This is a genomic window from Campylobacter sp. RM16704, assembly GCF_000816245.1.
Taxonomy (GTDB): Bacteria; Campylobacterota; Campylobacteria; order Campylobacterales; family Campylobacteraceae; genus Campylobacter_D.
Window position 1 is genome coordinate 820475 of the sequence record NZ_CP007769.1, and the last position, 20165, is coordinate 840639.

Here is a 20165-nt window from a genome sequence, read left to right on the forward strand (position 1 = left end):
GTAGTTTATATAGATTGTTTTTAAAAACTTCCAGTAACACAAGGATTCATAGTTTTAAAATTATCACTTACTATACAAATCTTTCCTTTTTGCATTAGGGCTGTTTCTTCTACTTCTTCTTTTTCGTTTTCTTCATATTCAAAAGTAGGTGTTTGTTTTTGAGCATTAGCTACTTGGCGTGATACTTTTTTATAGTCTTCATTTTCATTACCATTAACTATTACTTCATCTAAATTAGGTGTAAGTAAGGCTAAGTTTTTAAACTCACCTATTATTTTAAAGTGATTATTTGAATCATTGCTTGTTTTGTTTTGCCAAGTTTGTAATAATACTTGATTATTATTTATACTAGCAAAAAGTTCTTTACTAAGATTGTTTAATCTATCTACTTCAGCTTTTAAAGAATTTAAAGTTGCATCATTTTTTAAGCTAGGATTTTCATTGACTTTTTTAACATAGTCATTATATTTAGCTATAGCTGTTTTTAATTGTTCTTGAGCTGTTTTTAAATCTATAAAGGCTTTGTTAGATTGTTTGACTAAAGGTTTTAATTTATCATTGATAAAGGCTAAAAGATTTGCTTTATTTGTAGCAAATCTTTGATAATTTCTATAATTTGTTTTATAGTCATTACCAAAACCTTCTAGTATTTCTTTCATACCTTCTTGGCCATATAAGGCTTCTAGGAAAGATATACTTTGTTTTAGTTCTTCACTTATTCCTTTGATTGAATTAAGATCATTTATATCTATCCAGTAATTACCTGCAAGAATTTCTCCTAACCAAGTATCTAAATCATTTGCACTAATTACATCATCACTACCTAAGATTACATCAGGATTAGTTGGGTTAGATGGATTAGTTGGTGGGGTAGGTCTGCTTATAGTATTTGCTTTAGATAAAAAGTCTTGATAGAAACTTTGTTGGTTAGATCTGTTGTAAGTGTGAATGTTTATTTTATTACTAACATAGCCATTTGTGTTAAAATCATTCCAGTAGCTATTATCATTATTTGCATTAGTTAAATCACTTACATGATGATATATATGGACATTGTCAAAGGTGAGATTAGCATTGCTATATTTAACACCAAAGAATTTACCCCCATCTATACTTATACTCATATTAGGATTAAAAAATATATAAATATTTTTAAAAGTAGAATTATCATTAACATAACCAACAAAACCACCAGATAATCTATTAAAATTACTATTAATATTACCTATATTATTTAAAGAAATATTGGTAAAAGAACCATAACCAATACTACCAGCAAAACCACTAGAATGATGAGAAGCACTACCATAATTACTAATATCCCCTATATTATTTAAAGAAATATTAGTATAAGTTCCATTAGCCCAGCCAGTAAAACCACCAGTAGAGCTAATTTGACTACCATTATGACTATAAATATCCCCTATATTATTTAAAGAAATATTAGTATAAGTTCCACTATCAGTCCGACCAGCAAAACCACCAGTATAAACATAAAATACACTATCGCTAGCACTATTGCTAATACTACCTATGTTATTTAAAGAAATATTATAAAAAGTCCCATTAGTACTACCAGCATAACCAGCAAAACCACCAGTATAAACATTAGAAGTAGAAGAAGCATAAATATTGGTAATACTATATATATTATTTAAAGAAATATTGCCAAAGGTTCCATCATAAACATAACCAATAAAACCACCGACATAGCTACTACTACTACTAATATCCCCTATATTATTTAAAGAAATATTATTAAAGGTTCCATTAAGAGTACCACCAGCAAAACCACCAACATATTCACCACCATTAACCTTTATCCCACCGCCCATATAATCTACATTAATATTTTTAAAAGTGGCATTTCTAGTACCGCCAAATATACCAACAAAATAGGGTTTATTGTTTAAAGAAGTTGTGTCTATATTGATATTTTTTAAAGTATAGCCTTGTCCATCAAAGGTTTTAGTAAAAATATTATTTTGGTAACCAACTATCATAGAAGTACAATTATATGTACTTAAACAATAATTAGCATAGTTTTGTCCTTGATTTCCACTAAAATCCACATTCCCTACTAATCTAAACTCATCAACACTTCGTGTATAACCTTTATTTTCATTCCACCCTTTAGCAAAGTAAAACCATTCTGTAGCATTAGCTTTTTCATTTTCCATATTACCTATAGTTAGGACTTTTTTGAAGTTATTACTTCCATTATGAGTTTGTCCGTTAGTTTCTGTATAGTTTGTATTTTGTATATTGGTGTAATTTCCAAAATTATAATTATCATTAGCAAATTTATTCATTTGTCTTTGTATATAGCCATTTTGTATAGCTGTTACATTTATAGTTGAATTTAAATTAGCACTATCTGCATCTATATATACATTATTTCCTACTAAGTGTGTAGTAGAATTAGCATTACCTAATTTACCACCTTGTATATCTACTTTATTGCCTATAAGCAATACTTTATCTGCATTAATATTACCCATATTAACTACATTACCTAATTTAGATGGTTTAAATACAGGTGAGAAAGTATGAGCATTTTCATAAGTTAAATTTTTAAATGTTGTATAATCTGCATTATTTAAAGATGAAGTAGAAGCCACAAAGCGATTAGCATTGATAGTTCCTGTTTTAGTAATGATTACTCCATTAGGATTGATTAAAAATACATTATTACCATTAGCATTTAATAAACCAGCTATAGTAGATTTACTTGTTCCATGAGCAATGTTTAGATAGTTTTTATTGCTTCCTCCAAAATTTACACTCTCACCTTGATTAATACTAAATCCACCACCCCATTGAATGACAGAACTAACTTTATGACCATTAATATTCATAGTATTACCATTAATGTTTATAGTTCCTGTTGTTCCATGAGTAAATTTACCTCCACTAGGTAAAGCCATTAGTGGAGAAAAAAGTAAAGATACTGTTATACCTGAAAGTATGATATGATGAGTTAGTTTTGTTGTTTTCATATTTGCTCCTTTTGTAGTTTTAATTTAAATTTACTATGATGCTTTTAGCATCATCACTAATACTTAAAGTATAAGTAGCTCTTTGAACCTTTTCTTTAATGTTTTTATCTAAGGCTTTTTGATTTTTATGTATTTGATTTAATAGTTTTTGTAAATCTTTTTTATCTAAGTGTTTATTGTTTTCATCTACAAAGCCTTTTTCACTTTGCATTAGAATAAAACTTTTATTTTTTAAAGTATTATTGGTATAAACATTAATAGAAGTTTTTTCACTTAGATAAATAGCTTCTTTAGTATTTAAATAATTTTTAGTATTATCTTTTAGTATAAAGCTATAATGATCAAAGTAATTTACTAATTTAGCATTAATATTAGTATTTAAATAAAGATGATTATTAGTTCCACTTTTATGAGTAAGAGCTTTTGAGATATAAGTATTATCATTGGTTTTTTCTCTTAAAAAGCTACCTGCTAATACATCTATATTAGTATTTTTATAAATATTAGTAGTTCCACTTAAATATAAGCTATTATTATAACTTTTATCATCTTGATTATATATACCAGAAGCAGTTATAAAAATAGTAGAATTGTTTTTATACTCATCTATATTTAAATTAGTTATATGAGTATAATTATCATGAGTATTTTTAGCAATACCAGCACTAATTAATATATCTCCTTCTCTTGTATCAGAAGCTGTTCCTAGTGCAATATTTGTAAAAATGATTTTATTATTAGCACTTTCGTTATAAGCTCTAATAATATATACATTATCATGAGCTGCACTAGAATAATCTTTTATATTAAAAATATTTTCATTAGCATTTTCATTAGCTCTTAAAATGATTTTAGAGCCTTTATCTATACTTGAAGCATTAGATAAAGATTGGACTAAATTATAATGTATAGTATTTTTTTCTAAATTATCAGCTTCTATAATAGTAGTTAGATTTCTACCTGATTTTACATTATCTAAAGTTATACTATTAGCATTAGCACTATTTGCATAATAGTCTTTATTGTCTAAAGTAGTTTTAGCTACTCCATATAAATATAAAGGCATAGAGATATTAGAAGAGCTTAGAGTAATTTTATTATTATTTGCTTTACCACTAGCTGTAGTAGCTGCTGTGATTTGAATTTTATCTTGGTAGTTTTCTACTACACTTTCTTGAGTTAAATCTCCTTTTATATTAATACTATTTCTATTAGCACCTTTAGTAGCTACTCCACCATAAAAATTAAATTCATTCTTACCTGTAAAATTAGCATTAATTTCAAAAGGTTTTTTAAGATGAACATTAATGCTATTATCATTAGCATAACCATTTTTAGTAATACCTGCATAAAAGTCTAAGAGTGCTTTTACTTCTACATTGGTATTAAGGGCAAGTAAGGTTTGTAAGTCTTTAATCTCTATAGTATTTTTATTAGAGCTACCTTGAACTATCTTACCTCCATAAACTTCTCCATTTAATACAGCATTATAAGCTAATGGAGTATTTTTAGTATCTACTCTTAAATCTAGTTTTAAATCATTAATGAATACATTATTATTACTTACTTCATAGTTTTGGTTATTATTTACATCTACAAAGGCTCCTGCTAAATGAGTAGCAGCTGATGTTGAATAAGATCCACTTGGTCCATGGATAATTAAAGTAGCTCCATCTAATACAACTTTATTATTTTTAGCATTTCCATTATAAGTCATAGCACCTACTATATGAGTCATTCTCTCATCAAATACATTATCACCTAAGATGTTTTGCTTATAGGGGGTAGCATGAAAGTCTAGTTTTGCTCCTTTATTGAGTATAACACTATTATAATTTACATTAGCATCAATACCAAAAGCACCTACTACATAAGGAGCACCATTTAAAGGAAGAGTATAGGTGTTTTCAACACCCATATTAACATAGGTATCTTTGGAGTAAATTAAAGTATTATTATTAGCTTCACCCTTTCTAGCTATAGCTGGAGTGATTAAGAAATTATATTTATTATCATATCCACTAGCTTTAGGATTCATTATATCTTTATTGCTAGGTTTTAAATAATATACTGAAGAAAGCTCTCCTGTTTTTAACATTAAAGTATTATTATTAGCTTTAGCATTAAATACATAAGCAGAAACTAAAAAAGGTATATAGCTTACTTGACTAATAATATCATTAATAGAATATGCTCCATGAAAGCCATTAACTACAAATATATCTTCTTTAATACTTGGAGTAAGGATTTCTTGTTTTAATATCATATCACTTATATTATTGTTTTTTGCAGATTTAGGATTATCATAAATTAAAGTAATATTAGAAAGGTTTTTATTAGTAGCCATTTGACCATAATAATTTATACCATTTAAAAATTTATAAGTATTATTAGTATAATCATATACACTTTCATTATTAAAACTATGTTTTTTAATTACATAAGCATTTAAAGTTTTATCATAATTTGCTTGGGTAGCTGCATATAAAGAATTGATTGAAAGAATGGTTAATAAAGAAAGTTTTAAAAGATTGGATTTTTTATAATGTAAAGAAGTTAGGCTAAAACGAAAACTATCGTTCCCCCCCCCCATAGAGTATTTTTTAGATAAATTTGTATTCATTGAAAAAGTCCTTTCAAAAAATATTTATTGTTGTGTGTTTATGTTTGTAATTATATAAAATTATTAATAGTATTAATAATAATAACTAATTAATAGTTTATATTAGGAAATGTTAATATTATGTTTATAAATTTAAGCTTAGGAATGATTGATAGTGAATTAACTCTTAATTTATTATACAAAAAAAGTAACAATAAAACTAAAAAATTTTATTCTGTTTTTTCTTCTAAGTCATTAAAAACTAATTCTTTAGAACATTTTTTACATTTATATGCTATGTTTAAGTATTTAATTTTTATATGCAAACCATAATCTAATTTATGAATCATATCTTTACAACCGCAAACATAGTCATATTGTTCATCTTTTTCTATTTTTTCTATTATCTTTTTTTCTTCTTGATTTTCTTTAAATTTATTAATTCTCATATCATGTTTTACAATATGTTCTAAAAGCCATACTGATACAATTTCATATAATTTTTCTTTTAAATCATTAGTGGTAGAACAATCATTAATCAAACAACTCATATCTTTGATGATTTTTTTATGCATAGCCTTGTGTTCTACTAAATATGGATAATTTATACTTTCCATATATTCTTCTTCATCTTTAAAATGCGTTTGCATATAATTAAAAAAATCACTTAATAATTCTTTTACTTCTGTTTTATAAATGTGTCTATTTAAAAGTTTTGCAGTTTTTTCTGCCAAAGCAAAAAGAGTTTGATGTTGCGAATCTATATCAGTGTTACCTACACTATATTTCTCATCCCAAGCAGGAAATACTTCCATTTAAAACTCTCGTTCTGGATGAATGATTTTTTTACAAAATTTGCAATTGTATTTTACACCTTTAAGTATTTGTTGATGCAAACGATAAGAAATTTTGTGTTTTTCGTTAATACAACCGCAAACATAAACAACATATTTTGGGGCAAATTCTTCAAAGATAGGTTCTGTAGATACAATGTCTTCTTCAAATGTATATTCTTTTTCTTTTAATTTTTGTTTTTCATATGTATGATATTTCATATCCTCTTTTAAAATATGTTCTAAAAGCCATTTTTCAGTTATAATGTTTAATTTTTCTTTAAATTCATTTACTGTTTTAATATTTTTTACTAAAACAATTAAAGAGTTGGTGATTTCTCTATGGATTTTTTTATGGCGTGCTAAATCTGGATAGCCTATTTTTTCCATATAATTTTCTTCATCTTTAAAATGAGTCTTTACATATTCAAAAAGCTCAATTAAAACAGATCTTATCTCGTTAATACTCGCATGATTTTCTGTCATAAAATAAGCTTTTTTTGCTATTTCAAATAAAGCTTTATGCTGATCATCAATAGTTTTATTGTGTACGCTATATTCATTAGCCCATTTAATCACGAAAGTCCTTTTATATATATCTAAAACAACAAATATATTAATAAAAACACAAAAAACCAATAGATTATATAATAAAATTTAAATATTTACAAGATAATATAAAACTAAAAGTATGATATGTATTTATAATGTGAAAAATTAGCAATATAGAAAAAATAATATTAATATATTATTTGCAATTAATATACAATACCACTAGCTATTTAAAAGCTACAAATGTTTCAAAATTTACCCATTTAAAAACACTCTCGATTTTAGTAAAACCTGCTTTTTGTAACATAGCTACATTTTCACTTTGGGTATAAGGTATAAGTACATTTTCTAACGCCTGTCTTTTAGTAGCTATTTCTAATTTACTATAGCCTTGCTCTAGTTTATACTGCTCATAAATTTGTATCATTTTTTTTGCTATTTTTACATCATCGTAAAGTATTTTTTCGCTTAATACAAATATACCATTTTCATTTAGGTTTTGATAAATTTTATCTACTAATTCTTGTCTTTTAGGTGGACGAATGAATTGTAAAGTATAAGTTGCTACGAAAGCATCATTTTTAAAAAAAATAAAATCATCTAAATTTTCTTGATAAAAATCAATCTTAGCTCCAAAGGCTTTGCATTTATTTTTAGCTATTTCTAACATAGCACTTGCTTCATCAACTCCACTTAAAATCAAATCATTTCTTTTTTCATAAAGAGCCAATAATAAACTAGCAGTAGAACAACCAAGATCACAAATTTTCGCATTTTGTGCTGTAAAATGACTTATAAGCTCAACTATAAGTTTTAAATTTTGAGTATAAAATGGCACTGATCTTGATACCATGTCATCAAAAACACTTGCAACGCTTTTGTCAAATTCAAATTGTTTTTCTAGTGGATTTTTAAAAATTTCATCTCTCATTTAAATTTCCTAAAATTTCTTTTGCTTGTTTTATATCTTTTGAAATTTGTAGCTTTAAAAGACTTAAATCACTAAATTTTTTATTATCTCTTATAAAATCTATAAAACTTAAAATCACTTTGTCTATTTTTACATTAGTTAAATCATTATCTAAAATATGTGTTTCTAAGGCAAAGTTATCATCAGTGGATCTAACACCTATAAAACTCACACTTTTATAAATTTGTCCATTGATTTGAGTTAGGGTTGCATATACGCCATTTTTAGGTAAAAAAAAGTCTTTAGCATATAAATTTAAAGTAGCAAAAAATTCTTTTGCACCTATACCTTGACCTTTAATAACATTAGCTTGTATATCATAAAATCTACCAAGAAATTTTTTAGCTTCTCTTACCTTGGCTTCTTTTAGCAAATCTTTAATCAAACTTGTATGAACGCTTTTGTTTTGAATTTTAAATTCATCTACTATGGTAGTTTTTAAAGAACTAAGATTTTGTATATCTTTGGCACTATATTTTCGCTCTTTGCCAAATTTAAAATCATACCCTACTGTGATTTTTTCTAAGTTTGGAAATTCTTGTTTTAAAAATTCTAAAAAATTCTTTCCATCTAAATTTTTGATTTTATAAAAATCACAAAATACCAAAGGGAAATTGATTAAATTTGCTCTATAGTTTTTAGGTGTTAGCATATTTGTTTCATCTTTAGAAATGATAAATAATGCACCATTTTGATCTAAATGCTTAAAAAGCTCAAAATGCCCTAGATGCATACCATCAAAATGTCCTATGGCTAAATTTGTAATTTTATGCTTTTGTATAGGCATAGAAAAATTCAGCATTGCCTTCTTTTCCTTTTAGATGTGATTCTTGAGTAGTTTGTAAGATCCATCCAAGTTTTGCACAAGCTTTTTCAAAATTATCTTTTGCTTGATTTATAGCTTTTATATCTTTTACCACTCCGTTTTTATCGCGTTTAGCTTCTTTACCTACTTCAAATTGAGGTTTAAAAAGCAAAATGATGAGATTTTTAGCAAATTTGTCTATATAAAAAATCAAATGCATTAATGATATAAAACTTACATCACAAGTAATTACATCATATAAATTTTCACTTTTAAATTCTCGTAAATCAGTGTTTTCATAAATTTGAATATTTTCTAAGCTTCTTAAGCTCTCATGAAGTTGATTAGTACCTACATCTAAAGCGGTGATGTGTTTGGCTTTGTTTTGATGTAAAATTTGCACAAAACCTCCAGTGGAAGAGCCTATATCTAAGCAAATTTTATCTTTTATAACAAAAGTATTATTTTGCAAAAAATGCTTAAGTTTAAAAGCTGCTCTGCTTACAAAAAGTTCTTCTAAAAGCGTGAGTTTTAAACTCTCATCTTCAAGTGGGTTTTGACAAGTGATTTTAAAAGAAGTTTTTTTAAATTCGCCATTTAGTAAAATCTGTTTATTTTCTATAATTTCACAGGCTTTATTACGAGAAATGTTTAATTTTGTGCTAACAAAAATGTCAAATCTCATCAACACCTTTCAAAAGAGCAATAAATTCATCTTCATTAATACATTTAACTCCTAGGCTTTGAGCCTTTTGAAATTTTGAACCAGCTTCACTTCCATATAATACAAAATCAGTTTTTTTAGACACACTAGAACTTACTTTAGCACCAAAATTTTCAATCAATTCTTTAAAATAATCTCTTGATTTGCTTAAAGTACCTGTTATAACAAAGGTTTTATTAGAAATGTTTTCATTTAAAACTATTTCTTTCTTTTCATCTTCTAAATGTAAAATTTCATAAAAATGCTTAATGCGATTTGCATTGACATGGGTAAATTCTTCTAAGCTTTTAGCCATTTGTTCGCCAAAACCTTCTAAATTTACATAGGCTTCATAGCTTTGCATAAACCATTCAAAGCCAAAAGATTGAGCTAGTTTTTTAGCAGCTACTTCACCGATATGCTCTATACCCAAAGCAGTAATAAACCTTGATAAAGGGCATTTTTTTGCTTCATTAATTGAATTTAAAAGATTATTAATCTTTTTTTCTTTAAAGCCTTCTAAGCCTTCAAAATCACTATATTTTAAGAAAAATATGCTTTCTATATTTGTGATTTTTCCTTCTTTGAATAAAAGTTCTACGATGTTTTCTCCAAGGCCATCTATATTTAAACACTTTTTAGAAACAAAATGAATGATAGAATTTACAAGCCTTGCTTTACAATCTAGATTTTGGCATTTTAAAAAAGCACCCTCATCTAAAAGCTCACTTAAGCACTCAGGACAAAGAGTTGGCTTGATGATTTTACTTTCTAAACCATCACGCCTTTGGGTAAAAACTTTAGTGATTTTAGGTATGACATCTCCGCTTCTTATCACGCTTACACTATCGCCTATCATTACCCCAAGTCTAGTTATTTCATCAAAATTATGCAAGGTTGCAGACTTTACTATAACCCCGTCTAAATTTACAGGCTCTAACACTGCCACAGGAGTAACTACTCCACTTCTTCCAACTTGTAAATTTACTCCAAGTAAGGTTGTTGTTTTTTCTAAAGCAGGAAATTTAAATGCTGCCATAAATTTTGGAAATTTCACTGTATAACCCAAAAGCTTACAATGGGCTAAATCATCTACTCTAACAACCATACCATCCATCATCATGGGCTTTTGATCTCTTTTTTTTAAAAGCTCGTGGTATTTTTCTAAAACTTCATCTAAAGTTTTTATACAAAATACAAAATCATCTTTCAAAAAACCAAGATTTCTAATAAATTCCATCACTTCAGAATGCTTACTAAATTCTAAAGAATTCTCCCCAACTCCCCAAGGATAAAATTTCAAATTTCTTTCTTTTGTAATGCTTGTATCAAGCTGTCTTAAAGAGCCACTTGCCGCGTTACGGGGGTTTGCAAATAAACTTAAGCCATCTTTGGCTCTTTTTTCATTGATTTTTTCAAAATCTTCTTTTAAAATCACTACTTCACCGCGAATTTCTATTTTTTCTTTATAAGGAATTTTTTGAGGTATGTTTGATATTTCTTTTACATTTAAAGTAATATCCTCGCCTACTTCTCCATCGCCTCTTGTAGCACCGCTGATTAAAATACCATTCTCATAAGTAAGATTTAAACTCGCTCCATCAAATTTAGGCTCTATGAAAAAATCAAACTCACATTTAGCTCTTTTAGCCCAAGCTCTAAGCTCAGCTTCATCAAATACATCCTCCATAGACCACATTTTTGCACTATGTGCAAGTTTGTGAAATTCACTTTGTATAGTCGGGGCGATATTTTGCGTAGGGGAATCTTTGGCAATTTTTTCTTTATGAGACGCTTCAAATTCTTTTAATTCTCTAATAAGTTTATCGTATTCTTCATCACTTGCTAAAGGTTCATCATCTTCATAATAAGCTCTCATCCATTCTTTTGCTAATTTTACCTTTTCTAAATACTCTTGATAAGTCATCACTACTCCAAAGAAAGTTCATTCATAGCTTTTACAAGTTCAAACATTTGCTTATGTTCGTATACATCATGCACCCTTATAATGCTTGCTCCATTTTTAAAAGCTTCTAAATGCAGATAAAGCGTTCCTGCTAGTCTTTGTTCTACATTTGATTTAAAATATGCATTTATCACACTTTTTCTACTAGCTCCGATTAAAAGTTTTTTTTCAAAACGTAAAAAATGTTCTAAGTGTTTAATCAGCATCATATTATGCCATGGAGTTTTTCCAAAACCAATGCCTACATCTAAAATCACATCTTCTAAACCAAGCTCGTTTAGCCTTTTTAGTTTTTGCATAAAAAAATCATCAACTTCAATCAATACATCTTCATAATGTGGATTATCTTGCATATTTTGCGGAGTATTTTGTATATGCATTAATGTATAAGTAGCATTATACTTTAAAGCTAGTTTGGCTAAATTTTCATTTTTTAAACCAGTAATGTCGTTAATAAGCTTAAAACCTTTATTTAAAGCATATTCTAAACAATATTCATCAAAGCTATCTAAACTAAATATGCATTTTTCATAGAGTTTTTCACTATAAATTAAATCTAATGTTTTATTTAAGCGTTTAAATTCTTCTTCTTTTCCACAATACACACTACCAGGTCTTGAAGAAACCGCACCAATATCTATATAATCAGCTCCTTGAGAAATTAAAAGCTTTATTTTTTCTAAAACTTCATTTTCCCTTACTCTACTTTGAGCATTAAAACTATCTTCGTTGATATTTATTACACCCATAATTTTTGCGTATTTTGGTTTATCAAAATTAGATTTTAAAAAAAAAGCTAAATTTTTGAGTTTAAAATCTTGTAGCTTTTCTTTCTCTATAAGTTTTTTGGCTTGTTCTTGTGTTACCATAAGCAAGGCATTAGTTTGTTCTTTACCTAGTATAACTTTTTTATGTGTCACAAGTTCAGCTCCAACTCTTAGCGCATCTTGCTTTAAAATATTTGCTGCTGGTGCTCTTAATTCTTTGATAAGAAAAAAATGTATTTGAGTTTTTTCACTCATAATTTTTTTTCCTACAATGTGTGGCATTATATATTGGGATATTTTTTCATAATCTGTATTTGGATTTATCTTAAGAATTTTCATTTATCTTCTCATATAAAATTAATGCTAAAGTATTTAATAAAACCATAGGTTTTGCATTTAATTTTACAAGTTCATAAGCTTTGTAAAAAAATTCAATTTCTTCTTCATTTAGTTTTATATCTTGCTTAAAACACTCATAACTTAAGGCATTAATCAATTCTAAACATTCATGTTTGTCTATATTTTCATATTTTTTTAAAAAATCTAAAATACCAGCAAGATTTATTTTTTTAAGATTTAAATCTAAATTCATTTTTTCTTTTTGAATTTTATATTTTTCTATAATAAACCTTGAAAGTATTGTTGGTAAAAAAACATTTTTTGAAGGTGCTACTATGATAAAATAAACATTTTTAGGTGGTTCTTCGAAAAGTTTTAACAAAAAATTTTGTGCTTCTTCTCGAAAAGATTTAGCCAAAATAACAATAATTTTTATATTTACTTCAGATATATAGCTTTCCTTCATAATAGCCCTTGCAGTAGCTTGAGCATTTTTATCATAGGTTAAATCATTTAATCTTAACTCCAAATCAGGATTTTTAGGTATAAAAAATCTGATATTTTTTTGTCCGTATTCTTCTATTAGCTTTTCTTGTATAAGCTCAAAATCATTATGAATAATGATTTTATTTCTTAGATTCAAATTTCTACCTTAGAAAAAAGCACAGCATCTAAACTTTGCTCAAATATTTTACATAAGGAAATTAATTTATAATCTAAATATTTATCTTTAGAAGAAAGATAAAAACTATTTTGCAATTGTTCGTCAAAAAGCCAAAGCATACTATCTTCTTTAGAATTTGCAATTTTAAAATTAGAATCAATATTTGTTCCTATATAAAAAAATATATAGCCATTAGGAAATGATATACTTAAAAGATCATTGAGTAATGATATATCTTCTTGAGTATTACAAGTTTTATTGCAAATCCCTTTTAGAGAAACAAAAGGGACTAAAGGCCTTGCTGAATTTGCATTAATTTGACTTAAAAAATATTTTTCAAACCAAATTCTTTGGGCATCAGTAATGATTATGAAAGTATAACCTTGTAAAAGTAAAGATAGTTTTGAAGCAATCAAAGGCGACCATTCAAGACGCCTTTCTTCTAGCCAACTAGTATAAGCACCATTTTCACGGATTTGCTCTAAAGTAAATTTTAAAAAACTATTACTCATTATATATCTAACTTATAAACTTCATGCAATACTCTTACAGCTAATTCTCCGTATTTTTCATGCACTATTACTGAAATTTTAATTTCACTTGTAGAAATCATTTGTATATTAATATTTTCGTTTGCTAATGCTTTAAAAGCTGCAGAAGCCACTCCAGAATGTGATTTCATACCCACACCCACAACTGAAACTTTTACTACAGCACTATCTGTTTCTATATTAGCATTAGCACCTAAAACTTTTTTTACCGCATTAGTAGCTAAATCAAGCTCATTTTCAGGCACAGTAAAGCCTAAATTAGTAGCTCCATCTACTCCTACATTTTGTATAATCATATCCACATTTATATTTTCATTTGCTAAATTTCCAAAAATTTCGGCTGCAATTCCAGGTTTATCATCAATATTTCTTAAAGTAACCCTTGCTTGGTTTTTATCTAGTGCTATACCACTAACCAAAGCTTGTTCCATATTTTCCTCCTTAGTAATAATCGTTCCTTCATTTTCATTAAAACTACTTCTAGTAACTAATTTTACATTTAATTTTTTAGCAAGTTCTACAGAGCGATTTTGTAAAACTTTAGCTCCCAAACTAGCAAGCTCGAGCATCTCTTCATAAGAAATTCTATCAAGCTTTTTGGCTTTTGGTTCAATTCTAGGATCTGTTGTATAAACTCCATCAACATCTGTATAAATTTCACATAAATCAGCATTTAAAGCCCCTGCTAAAGCAACAGCACTCAAATCACTACCACCACGACCTAAAGTAGTAACATTACCCATTTTATCAATACCTTGAAAACCTGCTACTACTACTATATAATCTTCATCTAATGCTTTTGTTATATTAGTTGTATCAATATATTCTATTCTTGCTTTAGTATATACATCATCTGTAAAAATACCTGCATTGCGTCCTGAAAAAGCAATTGCTTTTAAACCCATTTCGTTTAGTGCTATTGCAAGTAAAGATGATGTTACACGCTCACCACTACTTAAAAGCATATCCATTTCGCGACCTGAAGGATTTTTACTAAAATGATGAGCAAAGTCTATAAGTTCATTTGTAACTCCACTCATTGCAGAAACTACCACAACTAACCTATCACAAGTTTTTTTGCTTTTTGCTACTCTTTTAGCGACTTCATCAATACGTTCAAGCGTTCCTACGCTAGTTCCCCCATATTTTTGCACGATCAGCATTAAATATACCCCCTTTCTTTAAAGTGTTTTAAAACCTTAACATATATAGGTTTTTTAAAATGATTTATCAATTCATAAACTTCATCTAAAGATACAAATTTAAAAGCATTAAATTCAGGATTTTTTGTGTTAAGGTTTATAATTGCTTTACTTTTTAGTTTTACCAAAAAATATTTTTGATTTTGTCCATCATAAGGATACATCTTTTGAGCTACTTTAGCTGGAAAATCATAGCTAATCCACTCAGGATATTCAGCTAAAATTTCAATCTTATCAGTACCTATTTCTTCTTTTAACTCTCTAAACAACGCACTTTTGGCATCTTCATTCTTATCAATACCACCTTGAGGAAACTGCCATATATCTTCCATATCATTGCGTTTAGCAAGTAAAAATTTACATTCGAAAGGATAAGTTGATGATAATACAATAGCAGCTACATTTGGTCTGTATTTTTTTTCTTTTTCCATAATTTTCTTATCCTTGACTTTTTGGTAATATAATTCTAACAAAAAAATACGAATTTATAATTACATTTTAAAGAAGTTTTATGCATTTATATATACATATTCCATTTTGTGAAAGCAAATGTTTTTATTGTTCTTTTACTTCGCTTAAAAAAAAAGATTTTGAAATACACTATTTACATGCATTAATACAAGATATAAAACACCAAATAGATTTTTTCAAAATAGACAAAAATTCAATAAAAACTATATTTATAGGTGGTGGAACTCCTAGTTTAATGGAAGCAAATTTTTATGAAAAAATATTTGTTTTTTTACAGAACTATTTGCAAAAAAATAGCGAAATAAGCATAGAAGCCAATCCAAATTCAAGTAATTTTTCATGGCTTAAAGAAATGAAAAATTTAGGTTTTAACCGCATTTCTTTTGGCTCACAAAGTTTTCATGAAAAAAAACTTCAATTTCTAGGACGCATTCATGATAAAAAAAGTATTTTCACTAGTATAGAAAATGCAAAGAAAGCAGGATTTGAAAATATAAATTTAGATTTAATTTATGACACAAAACTTGATGATAAAAAAATGCTTGATTATGAAATTTCAAATTTAGCTTTATTAGATATCAATCACGTAAGTGCTTATAATTTAACCATAGAAGAAAAAACAAAATTTGCTAAAAAATACCATTATAAAAAAAATGCACCTAATCTTGCAAAATACTTTATAAAAGCCATTGAAAATCTTGGATATAAACAATATGAAATTAGTAATTTTGGTCAAATTTGCAAACACAATCTTGCTTATTGGCAGGGGAAAGACTATATAGGTTGTGGTTTAAGTGCAGTGGGATTTTTAAAAAATCAAAGATTTTATACCAAAAAAAATTTGAAAGATTATGTAGCAAATCCTTACTTTAGAGAGATAGAAAAATTAAATTTACAAGATTTGCATTTAGAGCATATTTTTTTAGGACTTAGAAGTATTATAGGTATAAATGAAAAAAAATTAGAACCTTTAGAAAAAGAAAAAGCATTTTTCCTTAGCAAAAAAGGGAAATTAGTTTATAAAAATGGAACTTTTTACAATACTAATTACCTTTTAAGCGATGAATTGGCTTTATACATTTGTACTTAAAACTTCCAAAGCTGATTAACAAAATAAACACTTGCCAAAAAATATTACAACTTTGATAAATTAGTAATAATTTTTTAATCAAAATAAACTTATGAGGAGGCAATTTTCTTTTTACGCAAGTTGCTAAAGTTTGTGATATAAAAGATGAGCTAAGAGATTTATTATTAGGATATAACATCATTTCTTATTTTGATAAAAAGATGATAGCAACAGCTCATGCCATAGAAAATAATTATGCAAAAATGAAACTCACAGATACTAGAGTTAATATGTATGTGCAAGTTGTTTTTACGCCTAAAACTATAAGAAATATTGAAATGTATAAATTGCATAGAGCAAGAGAGGATTTGTTTTTATAACAAGAATTAATCTTGCTAAATCAGTAAATTAATTTTTAAGTTTTAGTGTGTATAATACACACTATAAGGTTTTTAATGAGCAATAAAGATAAGTTAATAAAAGAATTAAAAAACAATCCTAAAAATATTCGCTTTGAAATTCTTAAAAAGCTACTAGAGGATTTCGGTTATGAATGTTTTAATAAAGGAGGATCACACTATCAATTTAGAAAACAAGGGTGTGATTTAATTACTATACCATTTAAACGACCTATAAAGGCAATATATGTAAAAATGGTATTAAAAGCAATCGAGGAGAGTAAAGAATGAAAAATTTAGAATACTACTTGAATTTACCTTATGAAATCATCATTAAAAAATTAAGTGATGAAGATGGGGGAGGATATTTTGCTCGGTACAAAGATTTTCCTTATATCATGGGAGATGGTGATACACAAATACAAGCTTTAGAAGATGCAAAAGAAGCTTTCAAATGTGCTATTTCTTTAATGCTCGAAAAGGGAGATTATATTAAAGAACCACTTAATGAAGAATCAAAAGTTAGAATTAATATCACATTACCAAAAAGTCTAGTAGAAGCAATAGATCAAGTAAGCAACAATAGAAGTAAATTTTTAGCTGATGTAGCTTTTAGAGCTTTAAGATAAAATAATATTATATAAAAACAGATATCTTTATAACAAGCCCTCAACCCTGCTAATTGAAGACTTATGTTTTAAGGATAAACTAAGCAGGGTTTTTCTAAAATAAAATTAGTTTTTTATGAGAGTTCTTATTTTAGTGTTTTGTTACTAAAATAAGAACGATTAAAGCTATAATAAAAACGATAACTTCACTCATCTTAACCTCCTTTCGACTTTTAATAAAGCCTCCATTTGGTTAAATCTTTAAAACAATAAAATTATAATTATTACTTACTAGACTTTTCCCTTATAATTCCTTCTTACTTTCATTAAAATTATCACTAGCTAATAAAGATAAAGATGAGAATAATAGAATGGATAAGAGTTTTTTCATTGTTTTTCCTTGTTAGAATAAAAAAGCCAAAGGATTTCTAGTATCCCCTTTAAAAAAAGGGGAAATCAAAGCTAATAAGCCTTGACTATTATTATACATAGTAGTATAATAACTACTAGAAGTTTTTTAATCAAAATTAACTTACCTTCTTTCTAAGGCAAGATTTGATTAATCAAAGGTTGGGAACCCTTTGGTTAATCAGCCTTAGAATGATTATACCGTAAAACGCTTTATAACCAATTTATTTAGTTTTAATCCTCAATAATTAGACAATCAAACGAATTAAGTTCATTTATAATTATTTTTTCAACATCTTTTCTTAAATCAATAAATAAAGTATTTACATCGATCTCATCTAAGTTGTTTTCTACCCATTCTATGATTTTTCACTTAAAACTTAAAGAGTATAATTTGATATTTTTTAGAGAAATTTTAAATTTCTTTAACCCGAAAGCCACGCTCTCTTTCGGTTATTGTGTTATAATTGCATTAAGCTTAGACTAAGCGTGGATATATAATATATCCTAAGGTTTTTTATATGAGATAATTAACGGGTTTAATTATCTCTTTTATTAATTCTAAAATAAGAATTATAAAATCAATTATCTTTTACTCATTAATAACCCCCCCCCTTTTTTTTTTTCTAAAAAACCGAAAGAGCAGCCGTACTTAATACAAATTTATTATATCAAAATTTCTTTTCAATGAAAGATACTCTTAGTTTGCTTTCATCTTAACTTTTTAAAAGAATACAGCTTTTTATTCTAAAAATTGTTTTACCAAATTTTTAAATGATTTAACAAGGATTTTCTGCAATATCTGTTATTTTATTATCACTCTTGATCTTCTGGTTTAAAACCGATTATTTTTGCCATTATACCCCTATAGCTTTCAAAACTATTCATTGCTTGCATATTGCTAACTCTAAGAAGTCTAACTTTGTGATCTTGTTTGTAAAAAACTTTAAAAACACAACCACTTTCTTTGTGTTTTACCATATCATCTAAACCACATTTTTCTATAAACTCATAATCTTTAGCAAAAACTTCATTTTCTACATCAAATAAATCTTGAGAATAACCATTAGGATTAGCTGGATCATAAGTATAAGAACTTACTACACATTCTCTCATAGCTTTTTGTATTTCTTCTTGGGATAATTTTTCCATTTCACTTTCCTTTTTTTCTTTCTATTATGATATAAATAATTTAATGTATAGTTGAGAAATTTTATTTTATAAAATATTTTTTAAAAGAATCAATAAACTATATAAAGAGTACATACTATAAAATTGTAAAACTATTAATATTAACTACTTTTTATTTGTTGTTATTTTTTTTCTTGTTTTTGCCATAAAAACTGAGAAGCTACAACTCCAATTGAAGTAACAATTCCTGCAAAACTTAACCAAGGATATTTAAGATACGCGAGGGTAAAACCAAATATAAATCCTATTAAAATTATTACAAAAGCAAATATCTGTCCTTTTTTTACATATTTAATTTGCTCTGGAGCTAGATTTCTCATAACTTCTTGATTTTTACTATCTTCATTAATTAGTTTTCTTTCAATATCTATAATATGATCTGTTTGTTTTTCCATTAAAGCAATACATTTTTCTTGCATTTCTTTTGATAGTCTAGGCAAACAATCAAAAGAAGAATTAACATTAATGAAAGTATTATTTTGCTGACTAAGAGTAATATTATTTTTGGCTTGTGATTTTTTTGATTTCGGTTTTATATTGTTCATTGCTATCTTTTCTTAATTCTTCTGACTTTTTGTAAAAATTATCCACCATTGTCTTTCTATCTTTTAATGATATAGCATTGAGAATATCCGCATTAAACATGTTTGTAAAGCCAAATAAAAAAGCATTTATGTTTGACATTTGCCTTACCCCTTTCTTGCTATAAAATAGCACTAACTCACAACAAGTAAATTATGTTATTTATTATACACAATTTTTTATAAATGTTTTAACAATTATCAAGCAAAAATCAAAACTTATCTTACCAATATTAATTTTAAAGTTAAAATTAACAAATTATATTATAAAACAGAATAAATGCTAATATATCAATATTTAATGCTTATAAAAAAGACTTTATAAAGGACATTTAGGGGATATATAAAACACCTTTAGGGGCGATATAAAGCACTTTTTTAGTAAATTTTAAGTAAAAAATAATAAAAAAAGAAAAAATGGACTTTATAAAGGACATTCAGGGGATATATAAAGGACTTTTATGTGTAAAAAATACGCTTAAAAAT

Annotated in this window: 20 protein-coding genes; 4 read left to right on the forward strand and 16 right to left on the reverse strand. The window is 26.8% G+C overall.

Annotated elements, in window-relative coordinates:
• Positions 1-20: 20 nt before the first annotated feature.
• The 13 genes from CAQ16704_RS07975 to CAQ16704_RS04335 all read right to left on the reverse strand — a co-directional run bounded on the left by CAQ16704_RS07975 (position 21) and on the right by CAQ16704_RS04335 (position 15384).
• Positions 21-2999, reverse strand: a complete 2979-nt coding sequence (locus CAQ16704_RS07975) for a two-partner secretion domain-containing protein (protein WP_052244997.1) — start codon at positions 2997-2999, stop codon at positions 21-23.
• Between the two features lie 19 nt (positions 3000-3018).
• Positions 3019-5622: a hypothetical protein gene (locus tag CAQ16704_RS04280; RefSeq protein ID WP_052244977.1), complete on the reverse strand. Its 2604-nt coding sequence runs from the start codon at positions 5620-5622 to the stop codon at positions 3019-3021.
• 209 nt (positions 5623-5831) lie between these two features.
• Positions 5832-6416, reverse strand: coding sequence for a bacteriohemerythrin (locus CAQ16704_RS04285; RefSeq protein WP_039667031.1), 585 nt, complete (start codon positions 6414-6416; stop codon positions 5832-5834).
• Positions 6417-7013: a hemerythrin-like metal-binding domain protein gene (locus tag CAQ16704_RS04290; protein WP_039667032.1), complete on the reverse strand. Its 597-nt coding sequence runs from the start codon at positions 7011-7013 to the stop codon at positions 6417-6419.
• Positions 7014-7212: 199 nt separating this feature from the next.
• Positions 7213-7917 (reverse strand): carboxy-S-adenosyl-L-methionine synthase CmoA, encoded by a 705-nt coding sequence (gene cmoA, locus CAQ16704_RS04295; protein WP_039667033.1) that lies wholly within the window; start codon positions 7915-7917, stop codon positions 7213-7215.
• Entirely contained in the window at positions 7907-8758 is an 852-nt protein-coding gene (locus CAQ16704_RS04300; RefSeq protein ID WP_039667034.1) for a bifunctional riboflavin kinase/FAD synthetase, read from the reverse strand. Before CAQ16704_RS04300 ends, cmoA begins: the two co-directional genes overlap by 11 nt.
• Positions 8724-9446 carry a 23S rRNA (cytidine-2'-O)-methyltransferase TlyA gene (tlyA, locus tag CAQ16704_RS04305; RefSeq protein WP_039667035.1) on the reverse strand — a complete coding sequence of 241 codons (723 nt, stop codon included), beginning with the start codon at positions 9444-9446 and terminating at the stop codon, positions 8724-8726. The genes CAQ16704_RS04300 and tlyA overlap by 35 nt, the downstream gene beginning before the upstream one ends.
• Complete coding sequence (gene ligA / locus CAQ16704_RS04310; RefSeq protein ID WP_039667036.1) at positions 9436-11391, reverse strand: NAD-dependent DNA ligase LigA; 1956 nt, start codon at positions 11389-11391, stop codon at positions 9436-9438. The genes tlyA and ligA overlap by 11 nt, the downstream gene beginning before the upstream one ends.
• A 2-nt stretch (positions 11392-11393) precedes the next feature.
• Positions 11394-12536, reverse strand: a complete 1143-nt coding sequence (gene folP / locus CAQ16704_RS04315) for a dihydropteroate synthase (RefSeq protein WP_039667037.1) — start codon at positions 12534-12536, stop codon at positions 11394-11396.
• A complete protein-coding gene (locus CAQ16704_RS04320) occupies positions 12523-13179 on the reverse strand; it encodes a DNA polymerase III subunit delta' (protein WP_039667038.1) in 657 nt (218 codons plus the stop codon). The genes folP and CAQ16704_RS04320 overlap by 14 nt, the downstream gene beginning before the upstream one ends.
• Positions 13176-13712: a HobA family DNA replication regulator gene (locus CAQ16704_RS04325; protein WP_039667039.1), complete on the reverse strand. Its 537-nt coding sequence runs from the start codon at positions 13710-13712 to the stop codon at positions 13176-13178. The genes CAQ16704_RS04320 and CAQ16704_RS04325 overlap by 4 nt, the downstream gene beginning before the upstream one ends.
• Positions 13712-14914: an aspartate kinase gene (locus tag CAQ16704_RS04330; protein WP_039667040.1), complete on the reverse strand. Its 1203-nt coding sequence runs from the start codon at positions 14912-14914 to the stop codon at positions 13712-13714. Before CAQ16704_RS04330 ends, CAQ16704_RS04325 begins: the two co-directional genes overlap by 1 nt.
• Positions 14914-15384 carry an RNA pyrophosphohydrolase gene (locus CAQ16704_RS04335; protein ID WP_039667041.1) on the reverse strand — a complete coding sequence of 157 codons (471 nt, stop codon included), beginning with the start codon at positions 15382-15384 and terminating at the stop codon, positions 14914-14916. Before CAQ16704_RS04335 ends, CAQ16704_RS04330 begins: the two co-directional genes overlap by 1 nt.
• Before the next feature lie 80 nt (positions 15385-15464).
• Here CAQ16704_RS04335 and hemW point away from each other — a divergent pair, with 80 nt between their 5' ends.
• The 4 genes from hemW to CAQ16704_RS04350 all read left to right on the forward strand — a co-directional run bounded on the left by hemW (position 15465) and on the right by CAQ16704_RS04350 (position 17520).
• The gene (gene hemW, locus CAQ16704_RS04340; protein WP_039667042.1) at positions 15465-16514 is read left to right on the forward strand and encodes a radical SAM family heme chaperone HemW; all 1050 of its coding nucleotides are present in this window, start codon (positions 15465-15467) and stop codon (positions 16512-16514) included.
• Positions 16515-16714: 200 nt separating this feature from the next.
• On the forward strand, positions 16715-16873 hold the full coding sequence (locus CAQ16704_RS08260) for a hypothetical protein (protein ID WP_158336268.1): 159 nt from the start codon (positions 16715-16717) through the stop codon (positions 16871-16873).
• Between the two features lie 75 nt (positions 16874-16948).
• The gene (locus CAQ16704_RS04345; RefSeq protein WP_039667043.1) at positions 16949-17182 is read left to right on the forward strand and encodes a type II toxin-antitoxin system HicA family toxin; all 234 of its coding nucleotides are present in this window, start codon (positions 16949-16951) and stop codon (positions 17180-17182) included.
• Positions 17179-17520 carry a HicB family protein gene (locus tag CAQ16704_RS04350; RefSeq protein WP_039667044.1) on the forward strand — a complete coding sequence of 114 codons (342 nt, stop codon included), beginning with the start codon at positions 17179-17181 and terminating at the stop codon, positions 17518-17520. Before CAQ16704_RS04345 ends, CAQ16704_RS04350 begins: the two co-directional genes overlap by 4 nt.
• Positions 17521-18723: 1203 nt before the next feature.
• Here the strand turns inward: CAQ16704_RS04350 and CAQ16704_RS08305 are convergent.
• From CAQ16704_RS08305 to CAQ16704_RS04365, 3 genes are all read right to left on the reverse strand, one after another.
• Positions 18724-19059, reverse strand: a complete 336-nt coding sequence (locus CAQ16704_RS08305) for a hypothetical protein (RefSeq protein ID WP_039628369.1) — start codon at positions 19057-19059, stop codon at positions 18724-18726.
• 161 nt (positions 19060-19220) lie between these two features.
• Positions 19221-19643: a hypothetical protein gene (locus tag CAQ16704_RS04360; RefSeq protein WP_039667045.1), complete on the reverse strand. Its 423-nt coding sequence runs from the start codon at positions 19641-19643 to the stop codon at positions 19221-19223.
• Positions 19597-19782, reverse strand: coding sequence for a hypothetical protein (locus CAQ16704_RS04365; protein ID WP_039667046.1), 186 nt, complete (start codon positions 19780-19782; stop codon positions 19597-19599). Before CAQ16704_RS04365 ends, CAQ16704_RS04360 begins: the two co-directional genes overlap by 47 nt.
• Between the last annotated feature and the right edge of the window lie 383 nt (positions 19783-20165).